This window comes from Enterobacter soli ATCC BAA-2102, from assembly GCF_001654845.1.
In the GTDB taxonomy this organism is placed as follows: Bacteria; Pseudomonadota; Gammaproteobacteria; order Enterobacterales; family Enterobacteriaceae; genus Enterobacter; species Enterobacter soli.
In genome coordinates, this window is record NZ_LXES01000003.1 from 13076 (window position 1) to 30490 (window position 17415).

A 17415-nucleotide genomic window follows, 5' to 3' on the forward strand; every position below is an offset into this window, starting at 1 on the left:
CCATCATCCTGATGTTCGTTTCTCGTGTCGGCATCCTGTCGACAGAGATAGAATCCGCTATTCCGCTTCGTCTTACAACCCACTCTGTAGGCGCTGTAAGACTCACCTCAACACGAAAAATTAAGCATCTTATTGAAAATAATGAAGTTAACAGCAAAAGGTGGATGAGATTTAACTTAACGACGCGCCGATCTCTCACAAACCTTGTAAGAGATCTCTCACACGCGCTATAGCAAGATGGATTACAGAAGAGGCTCAAGCCGGGTAAGGAAATCCGCAAGTGAAGGGGCGAGAACGTCGCGATTGCGGGTGCCGAGTGTCTCTTTAATCACTTCACCAGACAGATTGCAGACGGAGATAACGTCCAGTTCACTGTCGAGCGTGGCAATAAAAAGTGTCGGAGAAAGTTTAAGGCGCTTTTGCGTGACCAGATGACCAATCAGGTTTTCCTGAACGCGCTGGAGATCGTCTTCGCTCCAGGTTTGCAGCAATGTTAGCGATATGTCGGCAAAGCGCGCGGTCATATCCCCTGCAAATTGCGTGGTGTAAAACGCATGAGCCGCTGGTTGTACCACAAGGTCCATTGCGCGTTCAACCGCATTTACATTTGGCTCCCCACTGAACGGCTTCGGCTGCCAGATAACGCAATCGTCCAGAGTCGAGATGACGCATGGTGAAGGAACACCATATAAGTCAGCGCTTTGCGGCCATGTTCCTTTCGCTTCTTGCCATGCATCGCAGTAGCGAGTTGTCAATGTGGTCAGGGCATTTGCAGTTTCGATATCCACCGATTTCTCTCTTCTCGTAAGACAGGATAAACTCAGCCCTTAAGTGTACCTGCAAAGTGGCAATGAAACATGTCTTACGAAAATCATCAGGCGTTAACGGGCTTAACGCTGGGGAAATCGACCGATTACCGCGACACCTACGATGCAACCCTGTTGCAGGGTGTGCCGCGCAGTTTGAACCGCGACCCGCTCGGACTGCACGCCGATGCACTGCCATTCGTGGGCGGTGATATCTGGACACTGTACGAACTCTCCTGGCTGAATGCGCGCGGCCTGCCACAGGTGGCAGTAGGCCATGTGGAGCTGGATTACGCCAGCCTTAATCTGGTGGAGTCCAAAAGCTTCAAGCTGTACCTCAACAGCTTTAACCAGACCCGTTTCGACAGCTGGGACGATGTTCTGCACACGCTGGAGCGCGATTTACGCGCCTGCGCAAAAGGCGACGTCATGGTATCGTTGTATCGTCTGCATGAGCTGGAAGGCCAGCCCATTGCCCATTTCAATGGAACCTGTATCGACGAACAGGATATTGACATTGATAACTACGAGTTCAGCACCGACTACCTGGAAAACGCAGCCGGTGGCAAAGTGGTGGAAGAGACGCTGGTCAGCCATCTGCTGAAATCCAACTGCCTAATCACCCATCAGCCAGACTGGGGCTCGGTGCAGATCCAGTATAGCGGGCCGAAGATCGACCGGGAAAAGTTGCTGCGCTACCTGGTGTCATTCCGCCATCACAACGAATTCCACGAACAGTGCGTAGAGCGCATCTTCAATGACATTCAGCGTTTCTGTCAGCCCGAGAAGCTGAGCGTTTATGCGCGCTATACCCGCCGTGGCGGCCTGGACATTAACCCGTGGCGCACCAATACCGATTTTGTGCCTGCTACCGGTCGTCTGGTGCGTCAGTAATATAAATATTTTCACAATATGCGGGCGGTATTCCGCCCAAACTGTTGTGAAACTTCATAAGCCAGGGCTATTGTAATCAACAGGGAAAGACGATAATCGTCCCGTAAGGAGCTCACTTGATTACACATATTAGCCCGCTTGGCTCAATGGATATGTTGTCGCAGCTGGAAGTGGACATGCTTAAACGCACGGCCAGTAGCGATCTTTATCAACTGTTTCGTAATTGTTCACTTGCTGTACTGAACTCCGGAAGCCTGACAGACAACAGTAAAGAACTGCTGTCCCGTTTCGAAAGCTTTGATATCAACGTGCTGCGCCGTGAGCGCGGTGTAAAACTTGAAGTCATCAATCCGCCGGAAGAGGCCTTTGTCGACGGGCGAATTATTCGCTCACTGCAGGCCAACCTGTTCGCGGTGTTGCGCGATATCCTGTTTGTTAACGGGCAAATCCACAACGCGGGCCGTTTCCAGCACCTCGACCTGGAAAGCTCTGTTCACATCACTAACCTGGTCTTCTCTATCCTGCGTAACGCCCGTGCCCTGCACGTGGGTGAAGCGCCGAATATGGTCGTTTGCTGGGGTGGTCACTCAATTAACGAAACCGAATACCTCTACGCCCGTCGTGTAGGGACCCAGCTCGGTCTGCGTGAACTGAACATCTGTACCGGTTGCGGCCCGGGCGCCATGGAAGCGCCAATGAAAGGGGCGGCGGTCGGCCACGCTCAACAACGCTATAAAGAGGGGCGCTTTATCGGGATGACCGAGCCGTCCATCATTGCGGCCGAGCCACCGAACCCGCTGGTCAATGAACTGATTATCATGCCGGATATCGAAAAACGTCTTGAGGCGTTTGTCCGTATCGCCCACGGGATAATCATCTTCCCTGGCGGTGTGGGTACGGCGGAAGAGCTGCTTTATCTGCTGGGTATACTGATGAACCCGGCCAACAAAGATCAGGTATTGCCGTTGATCCTGACCGGGCCAAAAGAGAGCGCCGATTACTTCCGCGTTCTGGACGAATTCATTGTGCATACGCTGGGCGAATCTGCCCGCCGTCACTATCGCATTATCATTGATGATGCGGCGGAAGTGGCGCGTCAGATGAAGAAAGCCATGCCGCTGGTCAAAGAGAACCGTCGCGATACCGGTGATGCTTACAGCTTCAACTGGTCAATCCGTATTGCGCCGGATCTGCAAATTCCGTTCGAACCTTCTCACGAGAATATGGCCAACCTGAAACTGTACCCGGATCAGCCGGTTGAAGTTCTGGCGGCCGATTTACGACGCGCCTTCTCAGGTATCGTTGCGGGTAACGTGAAAGAGGTGGGCATCCGCGCTATCGAAGAGTTTGGCCCGTATAAAATTCACGGTGACCGCGAGATGATGCGCCGCATGGATGACATGCTACAGGGCTTTGTTGCTCAGCATCGTATGAAGCTGCCGGGTTCCGCCTATATTCCTTGCTACGAGATTTGCACCTAACCCCCGCAAGTCACCTCTATCGAGCCGGAGAGTGCTGAAGCGCTATCCGGCTTTTTTATTACCTTTACAACTCATACTTATCTCTTATGTGATTTACATAATTGAACCGTACGCAAACGATTACCTCAATTTTCAGACCGTAAATTATCAGCCTTAATCCAAATTACTCGTCAGAAAACACTAAAAAGCCTCTTCTTTACAGCGTAAGACTCCTATCTTACTGGTCAGCCTTTCAGGATACATGTTGTTAATGCTAGCCTTCGCGCCCGTAAATTCTCTTTGATGTTTTTTTAACAGATAAATGGTCTAAACATACCCACATAGAGAGTGGATTATTGCATTTGGGATCAGGATCACTGAAGGATTCATAACTAGAATGTATCTTTCCGCCCGCCAATAGTTACGGGCAAAAATTATTAAAAAACCGTCACTGAACGAATTTCATATTACCGTCAGGCACTTTTTCATCGGATTTGACTAAAAACCTGACAATTTGCTTCCTCCAGGAGATACAGATGGAAACCACTCAAACCAGCACCGTTGCTTCGATTGAATCCCGAAGTGGTTGGCGCAAAACGGATACCATGTGGATGCTTGGCCTTTACGGCACAGCAATCGGCGCTGGTGTACTGTTCCTTCCTATCAACGCAGGTGTCGGCGGTCTGATCCCGCTAATCATCATGGCCATCATCGCTTTCCCGATGACCTTCTTCGCACACCGCGGCCTGACCCGTTTTGTGCTGTCCGGTAAAAATCCGGGCGAAGACATCACTGAAGTGGTTGAAGAGCACTTCGGTGTTGGCGCAGGTAAACTGATTACCCTGCTCTACTTCTTCGCGATCTACCCAATTCTGCTGGTGTATAGCGTGGCAATCACCAACACCGTTGAAAGCTTCATGACGCACCAGTTGCACCTGACGCCACCACCGCGCGCCATTCTGTCGCTGATCCTGATCGTTGGTATGATGACCATCGTGCGTTTCGGTGAGCAGATGATTGTTAAAGCGATGAGCATTCTGGTGTTCCCGTTTGTGATTGCACTGATGGTGCTGGCCTGTTACCTGATCCCACAGTGGAACGGTGCGGCGCTGGAAACCCTGTCCCTGAGCAGCGCATCTGCAACCGGTAACGGCCTGCTGTTAACCTTGTGGCTGGCAATTCCTGTGATGGTGTTCTCGTTCAACCACTCGCCAATCATCTCCTCCTTTGCGGTGGCGAAGCGTGAAGAGTACGGCAATGGCGCAGAGAAAAAATGCTCCAGCATCCTGGCTCGCGCTCACGTGATGATGGTTCTGACTGTGATGTTCTTTGTCTTCAGCTGCGTGCTGAGCCTCTCCCCGATGGATCTGGCGGCGGCAAAAGAGCAGAACATCTCTATCCTGTCTTACCTGGCAAACCACTTTAACGCACCGGTTATCGCCTGGATGGCGCCAATCATCGCGATTATCGCTATCACCAAATCCTTCCTGGGCCACTACCTGGGCGCACGTGAAGGCTTCAACGGTATGGTGATTAAATCTCTGCGCGGTAAAGGCAAGAGCATTGAAATTAACAAGCTGAACAAAATCACTGCACTGTTCATGTTGATCACCACCTGGGCGGTAGCAACCCTGAACCCAAGCATTCTGGGCATGATTGAGACCCTGGGCGGCCCGGTTATCGCGATGATTCTGTTCCTGATGCCGATGTACGCGATTCAGAAAGTGCCTGCGATGCGTAAATACAGCGGCCATATCAGCAACGTATTCGTTGTGATTATGGGTCTGATTGCCATCTCTGCCATCTTCTACTCGCTGTTCAGCTAATACCTCCTGCGCCGTCCTCGGGCGGCGCACTCCTCCCTCCTGACTGATAGCAATGGACGCATCATGATTAGCGTATTCGATATCTTCAAAATCGGTATTGGTCCTTCCAGCTCTCACACCGTCGGACCAATGAAAGCCGGTAAACAATTCACGGATGACTTGATTGCACGCGGCATTTTGCACGACATCACCCGCGTGGTTGTCGATGTATACGGTTCCCTTTCCCTGACGGGTAAAGGCCACCATACCGATATTGCCATTATCATGGGCCTGGCGGGAAACCTGCCGGATACCGTTGATATTGACGCGATCCCTGGTTTTATCCAGGACGTAAATACCCACGGTCGTTTGCTGTTGGCAAATGGCGAGCACGAAGTGGAATTCCCGGTTGATCGGTGCATGAACTTCCATGCCGACAACCTCTCCCTGCACGAAAACGGGATGCGTATTACCGCACTGGCCGGCGATAGCGCCGTCTATAGCCAGACTTATTACTCTATCGGCGGCGGTTTTATCGTCGATGAAGACCATTTTGGTCAGACCAACAATTCTGCTGTTGAAGTGCCGTATCCGTACAAAAACGCGGCGGATTTACAGCGCCACTGCCAGGAGACGGGTCTGTCGCTCTCTGGCCTGATGATGAAAAACGAACTGGCACTGCACAGCAAAGAAGAGCTGGAGCAACACTTCGCTAACGTCTGGGAAGTGATGCGCGGCGGTATCGAGCGCGGGATCACCACCGAAGGCGTTTTGCCGGGCAAACTGCGCGTACCGCGCCGTGCGGCAGCGCTGCGCCGGATGCTGGTCAGCACCGACAAAACCACCACAGACCCGATGGCGGTTGTTGACTGGATTAACATGTTCGCGCTGGCGGTAAACGAAGAGAACGCCGCAGGTGGCCGCGTGGTTACAGCACCGACTAACGGTGCGTGTGGTATTGTTCCGGCCGTGCTTGCCTACTACGACAAGTTCATCCGTGAAGTTAACGCCAACTCTCTGGCGCGCTACATGCTGGTTGCCAGTGCCATCGGCTCGCTCTACAAGATGAACGCCTCCATTTCCGGTGCGGAAGTGGGCTGTCAGGGGGAAGTCGGTGTGGCGTGTTCAATGGCTGCTGCGGGCCTGGCTGAACTGCTGGGCGCGAGTCCGACACAGGTATGCATCGCCGCCGAAATCGGCATGGAGCATAACCTGGGGCTGACCTGTGACCCTGTCGCCGGGCAAGTTCAGGTACCGTGCATCGAGCGTAACGCGATTGCGTCCGTTAAGGCAGTCAATGCGGCACGTATGGCGCTGCGTCGCACCAGCGAGCCGCGCGTGTGTCTCGATAAAGTTATCGAAACCATGTACGAAACGGGTAAAGATATGAACGCCAAATACCGTGAAACCTCTCGCGGTGGTCTGGCAATGAAGATCGTGACCTGCGATTAAGCCGCTTAAGAAGCCTCGTTTTGCGAGGCTTCTTCCTGTTTTCCCCCACACTATTCGTTTCATCCTGCCGACAGTGTTACCCTTTACCCAGTAGATTTAAGGGAGATTATCTGTGGCTGTTCATTTGCTTATCGTCGACGCACTTAACCTGATTCGCCGTATCCATGCGGTGCAGGGCACCCCCTGTAAAGACACCTGCCTGCACGCTCTTGAGCTGCTTATCCGCCACAGTGAGCCAACCCATGTGGTTGCAGTGTTTGACGACGAAGCCCGAAATACAGGCTGGCGCCACCAGCGGTTGCCGGACTACAAAGCCGGACGCGCGCCGATGCCGGACGATCTGCACGCCGAAATGCCCGCAATCCGCGCCGCCTTTGAACAGCGTGGCGTGCCGTGCTGGGGTGCTGAAGGCAGTGAAGCCGACGACCTGGCGGCGACGCTTGCGGTGAAAGTCGCCAGCGCCGGGCATCAGGCGACAATTGTCTCAACCGACAAAGGCTACTGTCAGCTGCTCTCCCCTACGATCCGCATTCGTGACTACTTTCAAAAGCGCTGGCTTGATGCGCCGTTTATCGCCAGCGAGTTCGGCGTCTCGCCTGAACAACTTCCTGATTACTGGGGTCTTGCGGGGATCAGCAGCTCGAAGGTGCCCGGCGTTGCCGGTATCGGGCCAAAGAGTGCCGCACAGCTACTGAATGATTTTCAGGATCTGGAGGGGATTTACGCCCGGCTGGAAGACGTACCAGAAAAATGGCGTAAGAAGCTGGAAGCGCATAAAGAGATGGCATTTATCTGCCGGGATGTGGCGACATTACAGACGGATTTGCAGCTGGACGGGAATTTGCAGCAGTTAAGGTTAGAGCGGTAACCCCCTCACCCTAACCCTCTCCCCATAGGGGAGAGGGGATTGTTCGGTGCTGTCTTTTCTCCCCCGCCCCTTTGGGGAGAGAGCCGGGGTGAGGGGAACTATCGCTCGTCGCGACGCCCGCCCACAGCCGCCCACCAGCGACGAATGTGCACCGTCACCTCTTCGCGGTCGTGATACAGCTGACGCGCCTGAATGACCACGTTAATACCGTGCTCATCCATCTGCTCCTGAATGTACGCCAGGTTCTGAGAAACTTCCTCATAGCGCTTTTTCATCGGCAATTTGAGGTTAAAAATCGTTTCGCGACACCAGCCGTTCACCAGCCAGGATGCCATCAGCGCAGCGACTTTCGCTGGCTTCTCCACCATATCGCACACCATCCAGGAGATGTTGTTACGGGTTGGACGATAGCGGAAACCGTCTTCGCGCAGCCAGGTTACCTGCCCGGTATCCATCAGGCTTTGCGCCATCGGGCCGTTATCGACAGAAGCAACCCACATGTTGCGTTTCACCAGCTGATAGGTCCAGCCACCCGGACACGCGCCGAGATCGACGGCGTGCATCCCGTTTGCCAGACGCTCGTCCCACTCATCCGCCGGAATAAAGACGTGAAACGCCTCTTCCAGTTTCAGCGTCGAACGGCTTGGAGCGTCGGACGGGAACTTCAGACGCGGGATGCCCATAAAGAACGGCGAATTGTTCGTGGTGTAGGAATAGCCCGTATAGCAACAGCCCGGCGCAATAAAGAAGATATGCACCACCGGGCGTTTCGGGGTCTCGTAGTTCGTCAGGATCCCGGCCTCGCGAAGTGCAGCGCGCAGCGGAACGGTGAACTTGCGGCAGAACTTCATCAGCTCTTTGCTTTCGTTAGTGTCTGCCATTTCAACGCGCAGGTCACCGCCCTTCTCGACGACGCCCTGCAACATCCCCACAACCGGTGTAATGCGGTCTTCAGGCGGAAGATCTTTAAGCAACTCACCCGCAACAAACATCTGACGCGCAAAGATAAGTGAACTGAACGGCAGCTCACGTGCCAGCTTGTCGGCATCTTCAGGCTGATAGCATTCAAACACCACGTAGCCCGCGTTCTCTTTTACGCGAGCAAAACCGAACACTTCGCGGCGTGCAGCCTTATCAGTAATTTCCGCGGCGCACTCTTTCTCAAACCCCGGGCGACAATATAAAACAACCTTATTCATGAACAACGCCCTTGCGTTTCAGACGGATAGCTCCGATAAACATTAATACCCAACCGGCCAGGAAGCATACGCCGCCGACAGGTGTAACAAACGCCCACAGGCGTAAATGCGAGAGCGCCAGGCAATACAGGCTGCCACTGAACAGCACCGTGCCCAGCGCCAGAAAGACGCTGCTCCAGTAAAACCAGATACTAATCCGGCGCTGCATCGCCACGGCCAGTCCGAAGATAGCCAGCGTGTGGAACGCCTGATATTCGAGGCCGGTCTGGATCCAGCCCATTTCTACAACCCCTAAGGATTTACTTAACACATGCGCGCCAAAGGCGCCCAGTGCGACAAAAATAAAGCCACTCACCGCGGCAAAAATCAGCATGAATCGGCTGGTCATGTTTTGGTCCTAAAGTTATGCGTGCCCTGCACACAAAAAGTTATTGTTCATATCTGAAGCGGAATTTTTCTTGCTCGCTCGCCGCTTTCGCCAGGATCCACTGCCGGAAGGCGGCTATTTTACCCAGTTCTGCCTGGCTGTCATGGCAAACCAGATAAAACGCATTCTTGCTGACCAGAACATCATTAAAAGGGCAGACCAGACGGCCTGCCTCAATTTCGGACTGAGACATGACGTTGTTTGCCAACGCCACACCCTGCCCGTGAATCGCAGCCTGTAACACCATCGCACTGTGGCTAAAAATGGGGCCTTGCTGCACGTTTATATGATTAAGACCTAACTGGCGGGTATAAGTTTGCCAGTCCCGACGAGAAGCATCGTGTAAAAGGGTGTGTTGCGCCAAATCTGCTGGCGTTTTCAATGCCTTATCGCCGGTAAGTAAAATTGGGGAACATACCGGAAGCAGATATTCTGCGTATAATTTCTCGACGCGTAAACCCGGCCAGTTACCACGACCATAAAAAATCGCCACATCGACATCATCCGCCAGTTTATCCTCCTGACGGTCGACAGCCTGGATTCGGACATCAATTCCCGGATAAGCTGAGTTAAAGCTTGAGAGCCTGGGCACCAGCCATTGAATCGCAAAACTGGGCAATAAACTTACGGTTAGCGCGCCTTTTGCGCTCCTTGCCTGTAGCTTGCGAGTGGCTTCGGTGAGCTGGGAGAAAATCTCTTTAATATCCTGAAAATAGCTCTGCCCCTCTTCCGTCAGAAGCAACGAACGGTTGCGTCGACGAAATAGCTTAAGCCCCAGGAAATCCTCCAGAGACTTGATTTGGTGACTTACTGCGGCCTGTGTCACAAAAAGCTCATCTGCTGCGCGGGTGAAACTCAGGTGACGTGCTGCTGCATCAAAAACACGTAATGCATTTAGGGGTGGCAATCGCTTCGACATGGTTATCTGGCTTAGATGTTAACGAGATTTAACATATAGGAAACAACGTTTAACCTATTAGTTTTTTTTATCTGAGACATTATAATTTGTCCGTTGAGGAACTACCAGCAAATACCTATAGTGGCGGCACTTCCTGAGCCGGAACGAAAAGCTTTTTTTGGAATGCGTGTTCTAAAAGGCTTTTGGCTTACGGTTGTGATGTTGTGTTGTTGTGTTTGCAATTGGTCTGCGATTCAGACCACGGTAGCAACGCTACCAATTTTTCACTTCCTGTACATTTACCCTGTCTGTCCATAGTGATTAATGTAGCACCGCCGATTTGCGGTGCTTTTTTTTGTCCATTTTTTACCTCCCTGCTTTCTCAACCCCTGCGTTTCCTCTAACGACCTTGCCCTGCCGCCAAAATTGCGCGACGATCTAAGGACAGAAATGAGGAATACCATGAACGCTTTCAGTCCCGCACATTTTCGCGAACAGTTTCCGGCGCTGGCCGATGCCGGTGTCTACCTTGATAGTGCTGCAACTGCACTCAAACCGCTGGCGGTTATCGAGGCAACAGAGCAGTTCTATAGCCTGAGTGCCGGTAATGTCCACCGCAGTCAGTTTGCCGAAGCACAACGCTTAACCGCGCGCTATGAAGCCGCCCGCGATCAGGTGGCGCGCCTGCTGAATGCCGAAAGCGGTAAAAGTATCGTCTGGACGCGCGGAACCACTGAAGCCATCAACATGGTTGCACAGTGTTACGCCAGGCCACTTCTGCAACCCGGCGACGAGATTATCGTCAGTGAAGCCGAACACCACGCCAACCTGGTTCCCTGGTTAATGGTTGCCGGGCAAACCGGGGCTCGCATCATCAAGCTGCCGCTGGGTGCCGATAACCTGCCCGATGTGGCACGTTTACCTGAGCTTATCACCTCCCGCAGCCGGATCCTGGCGCTGGGGCAGATGTCTAATGTCACAGGTGGCTGCCCGGATTTAGCCCGTGCCATATCAACCGCCCATGCCAGCGGCATGGTGGTAATGGTGGATGGCGCGCAGGGTGTGGTGCACTTTCCGGCAGACGTCCAAAAACTTGATATCGACTTCTACGCGTTTTCCGGCCACAAACTCTACGGGCCGACCGGCATTGGTGCCCTGTATGGCAAACCTGAACTGCTGGCGCAGATGACGCCGTGGCTTGGCGGCGGAAAGATGATTACTGAAGTCACGTTCGATGGTTTTAAAACTCAGGATATCCCTTACCGTCTGGAAGCTGGCACCCCCAATGTGGCGGGAGTCATTGGGCTGAGCGCAGCGCTGGAGTGGCTTGGCGAAACGGACATCGTCCAGGCTGAAAGCTGGAGCCGTGGGCTGGCTACCCTTGCGGAAGAAGAACTCAAAAAGCGCCCGGGATTCCGATCGTTTCGCGTTCAGGACTCAAGCCTGTTAGCCTTTGATTTTGAGGGTGTTCATCACAGCGATATGGTGACACTGCTTGCCGAATATGGCATTGCCTTACGCGCCGGACAGCATTGCGCACAACCCTTACTGGCCGCTCTGGGCGTTAGTGGTACGCTGCGTACCTCTTTTGCTCCGTACAATACAAAAAGCGATGTCGACGCGCTGGTTGCAGCCGTCGACCGCGCCCTTGAATTACTGGTGGATTAATGACTAGCCCCGCTTTAGCCGGACACCCGTTTGGCACCATCATCACAGAAGAGACGCTGAAACAAACCTTCGCCCCGCTCACCCAGTGGGAAGATAAATACCGTCAGCTGATTATGCTGGGCAAGCAGTTACCTGCGCTTTCTGATGCGCTTCGGGCACAGGCAAAAGAGATTGCCGGGTGTGAAAATCGAGTCTGGCTGGGGTTTAGCGTCTCAGGCGAAACGCTGCATTTCTTTGGTGACAGCGAAGGCCGCATTGTTCGTGGCCTGCTGGCAGTACTGCTGACCGCAGTTGAAGGTAAAAGCGCCGCGCAGCTGCTGGCGCACTCTCCCTTAACGCTGTTTGATGAGCTGGGCCTGCGTGCGCAGCTTAGCGCTTCGCGCAGTCAGGGGTTGACCGCGCTTAGCGAAGCGGTGCTGGACGCGGCGCGACAGGCTCAGGCCTGACGTTCCGCCTTCGCCATCATTTTCTTCAGCGCGTGTGACACCGCAATAAAGCCGAAGGACGCGGTCACCATGGTGGCCGCACCAAATCCGGAGGCACAATCCATCCGTTTTGGCCCTTCTGCTGTGCTTTTCATGGCACAAACAGACCCGTCAGCCTGCGGGTAAACCAGTGCTTCTGTCGAAAACACACAATCCACGCCCAGCTTACCTTTGCTGTTTTTCACCACGTTAAAGTCGCTTTTTAATCTTTCGCGCAGTTTGGCCGCAAGAGGATCCTGAATCGTTTTCGCCAGATCGACCACCTGGATCTGCGTCGGGTCGATTTGCCCGCCCGCGCCACCGGTGGTCACCAGCGGAACCTTGTAGCGACGGCAGTAAGCAATCAACGCCGCCTTTGGACGTACGCTGTCGATGGCATCAATCACGTAGCTATAGCCTTTGCTCATGTACTCGGCAACGTTATCTGCCGTCACGAAATCATCAATCACCGTGACCTGACACTCAGGGTTGATCAGTCGAATGCGCTCGGCCATCACCTCAGATTTGGCAAGACCGACGTTATCCCGCAGCGCGTGGATTTGTCTGTTGGTGTTGGTGACGCAGACATCATCCATATCAATCAATGTGATGGCACCAATACCGGTTCTGGCCAACGCTTCTGCCGCCCAGGAGCCGACACCACCGATCCCCACCACGCACACGTGCGCCTCTGCAAACAGTTGCAGGGCTTTTTCGCCATATAAACGTGCCGTACCGCCAAAACGCTGGCGCCACGCATCGCTGATTACCACAGACATAACACCTCAGATGTAAAAAGGGTGAGGTTATCCCTCACCCTGAACAGTAATCCGTATTCCGCTCAGAATACCATAATCAGCCGCTGAATACGTTGCCGCCCGGTGCTGCCGCTTTCAGCACCCAGACGCGTCCATAGTGGTTATACCAGCCAGCACGGTGACCAGCATCCGGGCCAATACCCTGATAAATATCGAAATGCTGGCCTTTGATCGCGCCACCGACATCCAGGGCAACCATCAGGCGTAATTCATACTGGCCGCTGAATTTCCCGTTGTTATCCAGCAGAGGCACTTCAGCCAGTAGCGTGGTACCCGCCGGAATAATAGAACGATCTGATGCCACAGAGGCGCGGCCAATCAACGGTACCGCACTTGCCCCTTTCACCGGCGCATAGTTTTGTGGTTTGAAGAAGACGAAGGATGGGTTTTGCTCCAGCAGCTCGCGCACTTCGGCTTCGCTGTGTTTTTCGCCCCACTCGCGGATCGCCTGCATCGACATATCTTCTTTCTTCACTTCACCACGATCGATCAGCACTTTGCCGATACTGCGGTAGGCATGTCCGTTTTTGCCGGAGTAGCTGAAGAAGTTAAGCGGAGAACCATCACCAAAATCGATATAACCGCTGCCCTGCACGTCCATGATGAAGTTGTCCATCAGGGAGTTACTGTAGGCCAGCACATAGCTGTCACTTAAGCCACCTGAGTAGATCTCTGCGCGGGATGGTAAACGCCCGCGTTTTGGCGGCATCCGGTAAATTGGGTACTGGAATTCACCCTGACGGGTGTGTCGCGCCTGGATGACTGGCGTGTAGTAGCCGGTAAACTGGACGTTGCCGTAGTTGTCTGCACCTTCCATCTGCCAGGCATCAATACCAAACTGGCGCATATTGCGCGTATCGCCGCCCGAGCGCAGCCAGTCCTGTACTGCGCTGTAAACGTTATTCTGTGAGCCATACAGGCGCGGCGACGCACTGCGGATCTGATAGACCTGCTCGGAGAAATCCCCGGCATTAATCGGTGCGCCTACGGCATCAGGTTGGTTAACTAAAGAGAAAGGCTGGGACAATTTCCCGTCTTTATACTGTTGACCGCGATCGGTCGGTTTAGAGGAGCACGCAGCAAGAATGGCTACCATCGCCCCTGTCATCAGATACTTCGCCCAACGTCCTTTCATTATGTCTCGTCTTTAAGTTGCTCGTTTCCGCGAGATGAAGATAACAAACCGCCCGTTCTAAAGAAATGCAATCGCACACCCTTTGGCAAATTTTGCGCAAAAAATAGTCCACAGGATGCGATGTCGTTCAATTTACATACAAATTTCATCAATTGTGTAAAAAGGGGTTGCATCACAAAGCTATCCGCGTATAGTGCGCATCCACGGACGCGGGGTGGAGCAGCCTGGTAGCTCGTCGGGCTCATAACCCGAAGGTCGTCGGTTCAAATCCGGCCCCCGCAACCAATTAAAATTTGATGAAGTATCTTCTACGATAGAAGAGATTTTTGTTAAGTAGTTCGAATCACAGCAAGGCGGCGACGCAGATGTGATTTGAAATACGAAGCAAAAAGACGGACGCGGGGTGGAGCAGCCTGGTAGCTCGTCGGGCTCATAACCCGAAGGTCGTCGGTTCAAATCCGGCCCCCGCAACCAATCAAATTTGAAGAAGTAAGTTCTGCAAAAGCAGAAGACGGACGCGGGGTGGAGCAGCCTGGTAGCTCGTCGGGCTCATAACCCGAAGGTCGTCGGTTCAAATCCGGCCCCCGCAACCAACACTTCTAAAACAATAAACACCCTTATGGGTGTTTTTTTGTATCTGCGATAAGTGAATTTGCCGGGTAGCGCCCCGGCATCATCACTACCCTCTTCTGGCGAGCGTTGCGCTGTCAGAGAAATAGGCTTTAATTCCCGACAATATCGATTCCGCCACTTCCTGCTGGAACTTCGCTGTTTTGAGCTTACGCTCCTCTTCAACGTTACTGATAAACGCCGTTTCAACCAGAATAGACGGTATTTCGGGTGCCTTCAGCACCGCGAACCCTGCCTGCTCCACGCTGTTTTTATGCAGTTTGTTGACGTTGCCAAGCTTGCCGAGTACCGCTTTACCAAATTTCAGGCTGTCGGTAATGGTCAGGGATTGCACCATGTCGAACATGGTGTGATCGACATAGCGATCGCCGCTTTTGCTCACGCCGCCAATCAGGTCAGAGGCGTTCTGCGTGTCGGCCAGGTATCGCGCTGCGGTACTGGTTGCCCCTTTGGTCGACAACGCAAATACAGAGGAACCACTGGGCTGACGGCTGGTAAAGGCATCGGCGTGGATAGACACAAACAGATCCGCACGCTGTTTTTGCGCTTTGGCTACACGCACCTTCAGCGGAATAAAGATATCTTCATTACGCGTCATGTACGCGCGCATGTTGCCCTCTTTGTCGATCAGGGCCTTCAGACGACGCGCAATTTGCAGCACCACATCTTTTTCACGGGTGCGATACTTCCCGACCGCACCGGAGTCCTCTCCACCGTGCCCCGGATCAAGCATGATCACAATCGGACGATCGCGCCCGGCTTTACCCGGTTGCGGCCCGCTTTGCGCAGGCGGAACCTGACGCTGGAGATCGCCTTTATTGTAATCTTCCAGCAGTGCCAGCAGCGGATCCTGGATATCCGTGGCATTTGACGGATAGAGATCCATCACCAGGCGCTCTTTAAATGCCGCAACCGGCGCCAGAGCAAAGAGCTGCGGTTTAACGTTCTGTTTAAGCTCAAACACCATACGCACGGTCTGCGGATCAAACTGCCCCACTCGCGCAGATTTAATAAAGGGATCGTCACCGCGGATCTGCGCGCTCATCCCTTTCAGGACGGAGTTCAGGTTAACGCCTTCGAGATCCACCACGACACGTTCAGGGTTGCTTAACGCAAACTGCTTATACTTCAGCACCTGATTAGATTCGACTGTCACACGTGTATAGGTTGACGACGGCCAGACACGTACCGCCACCACCTGACTGACAGCAGCAAACGCGACCTGACTGACGCTAAGCAACCACATCGCCCCGGCCCCTTGTAACAAGCGGCGGCGGCTTATTGTTGATTTGGATCCCGACATGCTTCTCCCGAGCAAGAAATCAAATTGATAAATAAACGCCCAAATTGACCGAAAACTTTAACGAATGACGCATAAACTGTCATCTATAAAAGGGTAAACAATCATACGTTAACGCACGCATTACTTATAAATTTCTATGCTTCGCGGAAAATTTAGGCTTGCGCGCGCGGTCACAATCGAATAAAAATACAGAAATTACGAATAAACATTCATTAAGGGTTGTGTCATGGTGAAGGAACGTAGAACCGAACTGGTCCAGGGATTCCGCCATTCTGTTCCCTATATCAATGCCCATCGGGGAAAAACGTTTGTCATCATGCTGGGCGGTGAAGCCATCGAGCATGAAAACTTTTCCAGTATTGTCAATGACATTGGCTTACTGCACAGCCTCGGCATTCGTCTGGTTGTGGTCTATGGCGCGCGTCCGCAAATCGACGCCAATCTGGCCGCGCATCATCATGAGCCAATTTACCATAAACACACCCGCGTAACGGATGCGAAAACCCTCGAGCTGGTCAAACAGGCCGCCGGGCTGTTGCAGCTGGATATCACTGCGCGTTTATCCATGAGCCTCAACAACACGCCATTGCAGGGCGCACATATTAACGTTGTCAGCGGCAATTTTATCATCGCGCAGCCGCTTGGCGTGGACGATGGCGTGGATTATTGCCACAGCGGTCGTATTCGTCGTATCGATGAAGAGGCCATTCACCGGCAGCTGGACAGCGGCGCTATCGTGCTGATGGGGCCGGTGGCAGTTTCCGTGACCGGTGAAAGTTTTAACCTTACGTCAGAAGAAATTGCCACTCAGTTGGCTATCAAACTGAAAGCGGAAAAAATGATTGGTTTTTGCTCCTCACAGGGAGTTGTTAACGATGAAGGCGTGATTGTGCCGGAATTATTCCCGAACGAAGCGCAGGCCCGGGTCGAAGAGCTGGAAGCGAAAGGTGATTACCATTCCGGTACAGTGCGTTTTCTGCGTGGGGCTGTAAAAGCCTGCCGCAGCGGCGTGCGTCGTAGCCATCTCATCAGCTACCAGGAAGACGGAGCCCTGTTGCAGGAACTGTTCTCCCGCGACGGTATCGGGACACAGATTGTCATGGAGAGCGCCGAGCAAATTCGTCGCGCCACTATCAACGATATTGGCGGCATTCTGGAGCTGATCCGCCCGCTGGAGCAGCAAGGCATTCTGGTGCGTCGCTCTCGCGAGCAGCTGGAAATGGAGATCGACAAATTTACTATTATTCAGCGCGACAACCTGACCATCGCCTGCGCCGCGCTCTATCCCTTCCCGGAAGAGAAGATCGGTGAAATGGCCTGTGTTGCCGTGCATCCTGACTACCGCAGCTCATCACGCGGTGAAATGCTGCTGGAGCGCATTGCGGTGCAGGCACGCCAGATTGGGCTGAGTAAATTGTTTGTCCTCACCACCCGCAGCATCCACTGGTTCCAGGAGCGTGGTTTTACGCCTGTGGATATTGATTCCCTGCCGGAAAGTAAGAAAGAGATGTACAACTATCAGCGCCGTTCAAAAGTGCTGATGGCCGATCTGGGATAGCCCATGTAGCCCTCACCCGAAAGTGAGGGC

The 17415-nt window shown here is 53.3% G+C and carries 15 protein-coding genes and 3 tRNA genes; 11 read left to right on the forward strand and 7 right to left on the reverse strand.

The window, feature by feature from the left end; genetic code table 11:
- Nucleotides 1-242 precede the first annotated feature (242 nt).
- The gene (syd, locus tag M987_RS00965; RefSeq protein ID WP_014071574.1) at nucleotides 243-788 is read right to left on the reverse strand and encodes a SecY-interacting protein; all 546 of its coding nucleotides are present in this window, start codon (nucleotides 786-788) and stop codon (nucleotides 243-245) included.
- 69 nt (nucleotides 789-857) lie between these two features.
- Between syd and queF the strand changes: the two genes are divergently transcribed.
- The 5 genes from queF (at nucleotide 858) to xni (ending at nucleotide 7285) form a co-directional block, all read left to right on the forward strand.
- Complete coding sequence (queF, locus tag M987_RS00970; RefSeq protein ID WP_014071575.1) at nucleotides 858-1700, forward strand: NADPH-dependent 7-cyano-7-deazaguanine reductase QueF; 843 nt, start codon at nucleotides 858-860, stop codon at nucleotides 1698-1700.
- Between the two features lie 116 nt (nucleotides 1701-1816).
- Nucleotides 1817-3181 (forward strand): nucleotide 5'-monophosphate nucleosidase PpnN, encoded by a 1365-nt coding sequence (gene ppnN, locus M987_RS00975; protein ID WP_014071576.1) that lies wholly within the window; start codon nucleotides 1817-1819, stop codon nucleotides 3179-3181.
- 515 nt (nucleotides 3182-3696) lie between these two features.
- Complete coding sequence (locus M987_RS00980; RefSeq protein WP_014071577.1) at nucleotides 3697-4986, forward strand: HAAAP family serine/threonine permease; 1290 nt, start codon at nucleotides 3697-3699, stop codon at nucleotides 4984-4986.
- Between the two features lie 63 nt (nucleotides 4987-5049).
- On the forward strand, nucleotides 5050-6417 hold the full coding sequence (locus tag M987_RS00985) for an L-serine ammonia-lyase (protein WP_014071578.1): 1368 nt from the start codon (nucleotides 5050-5052) through the stop codon (nucleotides 6415-6417).
- A gap of 112 nt (nucleotides 6418-6529) precedes the next feature.
- The gene (gene xni / locus M987_RS00990) at nucleotides 6530-7285 is read left to right on the forward strand and encodes a flap endonuclease Xni (protein ID WP_014071579.1); all 756 of its coding nucleotides are present in this window, start codon (nucleotides 6530-6532) and stop codon (nucleotides 7283-7285) included.
- A 98-nt stretch (nucleotides 7286-7383) separates the two neighbouring features.
- On the opposite strand, the gene rlmM is transcribed toward xni, so the two are convergent.
- The 3 genes from rlmM to gcvA are packed head-to-tail and all read right to left on the reverse strand — an operon-like array spanning nucleotide 7384 to nucleotide 9830.
- A complete protein-coding gene (gene rlmM, locus M987_RS00995; protein ID WP_014071580.1) occupies nucleotides 7384-8484 on the reverse strand; it encodes a 23S rRNA (cytidine(2498)-2'-O)-methyltransferase RlmM in 1101 nt (366 codons plus the stop codon).
- Entirely contained in the window at nucleotides 8477-8872 is a 396-nt protein-coding gene (locus M987_RS01000; RefSeq protein WP_014071581.1) for a DUF423 domain-containing protein, read from the reverse strand. The genes rlmM and M987_RS01000 overlap by 8 nt, the downstream gene beginning before the upstream one ends.
- 40 nt (nucleotides 8873-8912) lie before the next feature.
- Nucleotides 8913-9830, reverse strand: coding sequence for a glycine cleavage system transcriptional regulator GcvA (gcvA, locus tag M987_RS01005; RefSeq protein ID WP_014071582.1), 918 nt, complete (start codon nucleotides 9828-9830; stop codon nucleotides 8913-8915).
- 441 nt (nucleotides 9831-10271) lie between these two features.
- Here gcvA and csdA point away from each other — a divergent pair, with 441 nt between their 5' ends.
- Together csdA and csdE are read left to right on the forward strand one after the other, a co-directional pair.
- Nucleotides 10272-11477, forward strand: coding sequence for a cysteine desulfurase CsdA (csdA, locus tag M987_RS01010; protein WP_014071583.1), 1206 nt, complete (start codon nucleotides 10272-10274; stop codon nucleotides 11475-11477).
- Nucleotides 11477-11923 (forward strand): cysteine desulfurase sulfur acceptor subunit CsdE, encoded by a 447-nt coding sequence (gene csdE, locus M987_RS01015; RefSeq protein ID WP_014071584.1) that lies wholly within the window; start codon nucleotides 11477-11479, stop codon nucleotides 11921-11923. The genes csdA and csdE overlap by 1 nt, the downstream gene beginning before the upstream one ends.
- On the opposite strand, the gene tcdA is transcribed toward csdE, so the two are convergent.
- Nucleotides 11914-12720: a tRNA cyclic N6-threonylcarbamoyladenosine(37) synthase TcdA gene (gene tcdA, locus M987_RS01020; RefSeq protein WP_014071585.1), complete on the reverse strand. Its 807-nt coding sequence runs from the start codon at nucleotides 12718-12720 to the stop codon at nucleotides 11914-11916. The genes csdE and tcdA overlap by 10 nt on opposite strands.
- Nucleotides 12721-12796: 76 nt before the next feature.
- Nucleotides 12797-13894 carry a murein transglycosylase A gene (gene mltA / locus M987_RS01025; RefSeq protein WP_014071586.1) on the reverse strand — a complete coding sequence of 366 codons (1098 nt, stop codon included), beginning with the start codon at nucleotides 13892-13894 and terminating at the stop codon, nucleotides 12797-12799.
- Nucleotides 13895-14102: 208 nt separating this feature from the next.
- Here mltA and M987_RS01030 point away from each other — a divergent pair.
- From M987_RS01030 to M987_RS01040, 3 genes are all read left to right on the forward strand, one after another.
- Nucleotides 14103-14179: transfer RNA gene (locus M987_RS01030), tRNA-Met, on the forward strand.
- 112 nt (nucleotides 14180-14291) lie between these two features.
- A tRNA-Met gene (locus M987_RS01035) sits at nucleotides 14292-14368 on the forward strand.
- 42 nt (nucleotides 14369-14410) lie between these two features.
- Nucleotides 14411-14487: transfer RNA gene (locus tag M987_RS01040), tRNA-Met, on the forward strand.
- An 86-nt stretch (nucleotides 14488-14573) separates the two neighbouring features.
- Here the strand turns inward: M987_RS01040 and amiC are convergent.
- On the reverse strand, nucleotides 14574-15827 hold the full coding sequence (gene amiC, locus M987_RS01045) for an N-acetylmuramoyl-L-alanine amidase AmiC (RefSeq protein ID WP_014071587.1): 1254 nt from the start codon (nucleotides 15825-15827) through the stop codon (nucleotides 14574-14576).
- A gap of 226 nt (nucleotides 15828-16053) precedes the next feature.
- On the opposite strand from amiC, the gene argA reads away from it, so the two are divergent.
- On the forward strand, nucleotides 16054-17385 hold the full coding sequence (argA, locus tag M987_RS01050; protein WP_014071588.1) for an amino-acid N-acetyltransferase: 1332 nt from the start codon (nucleotides 16054-16056) through the stop codon (nucleotides 17383-17385).
- Nucleotides 17386-17415: the final 30 nt, after the last annotated feature.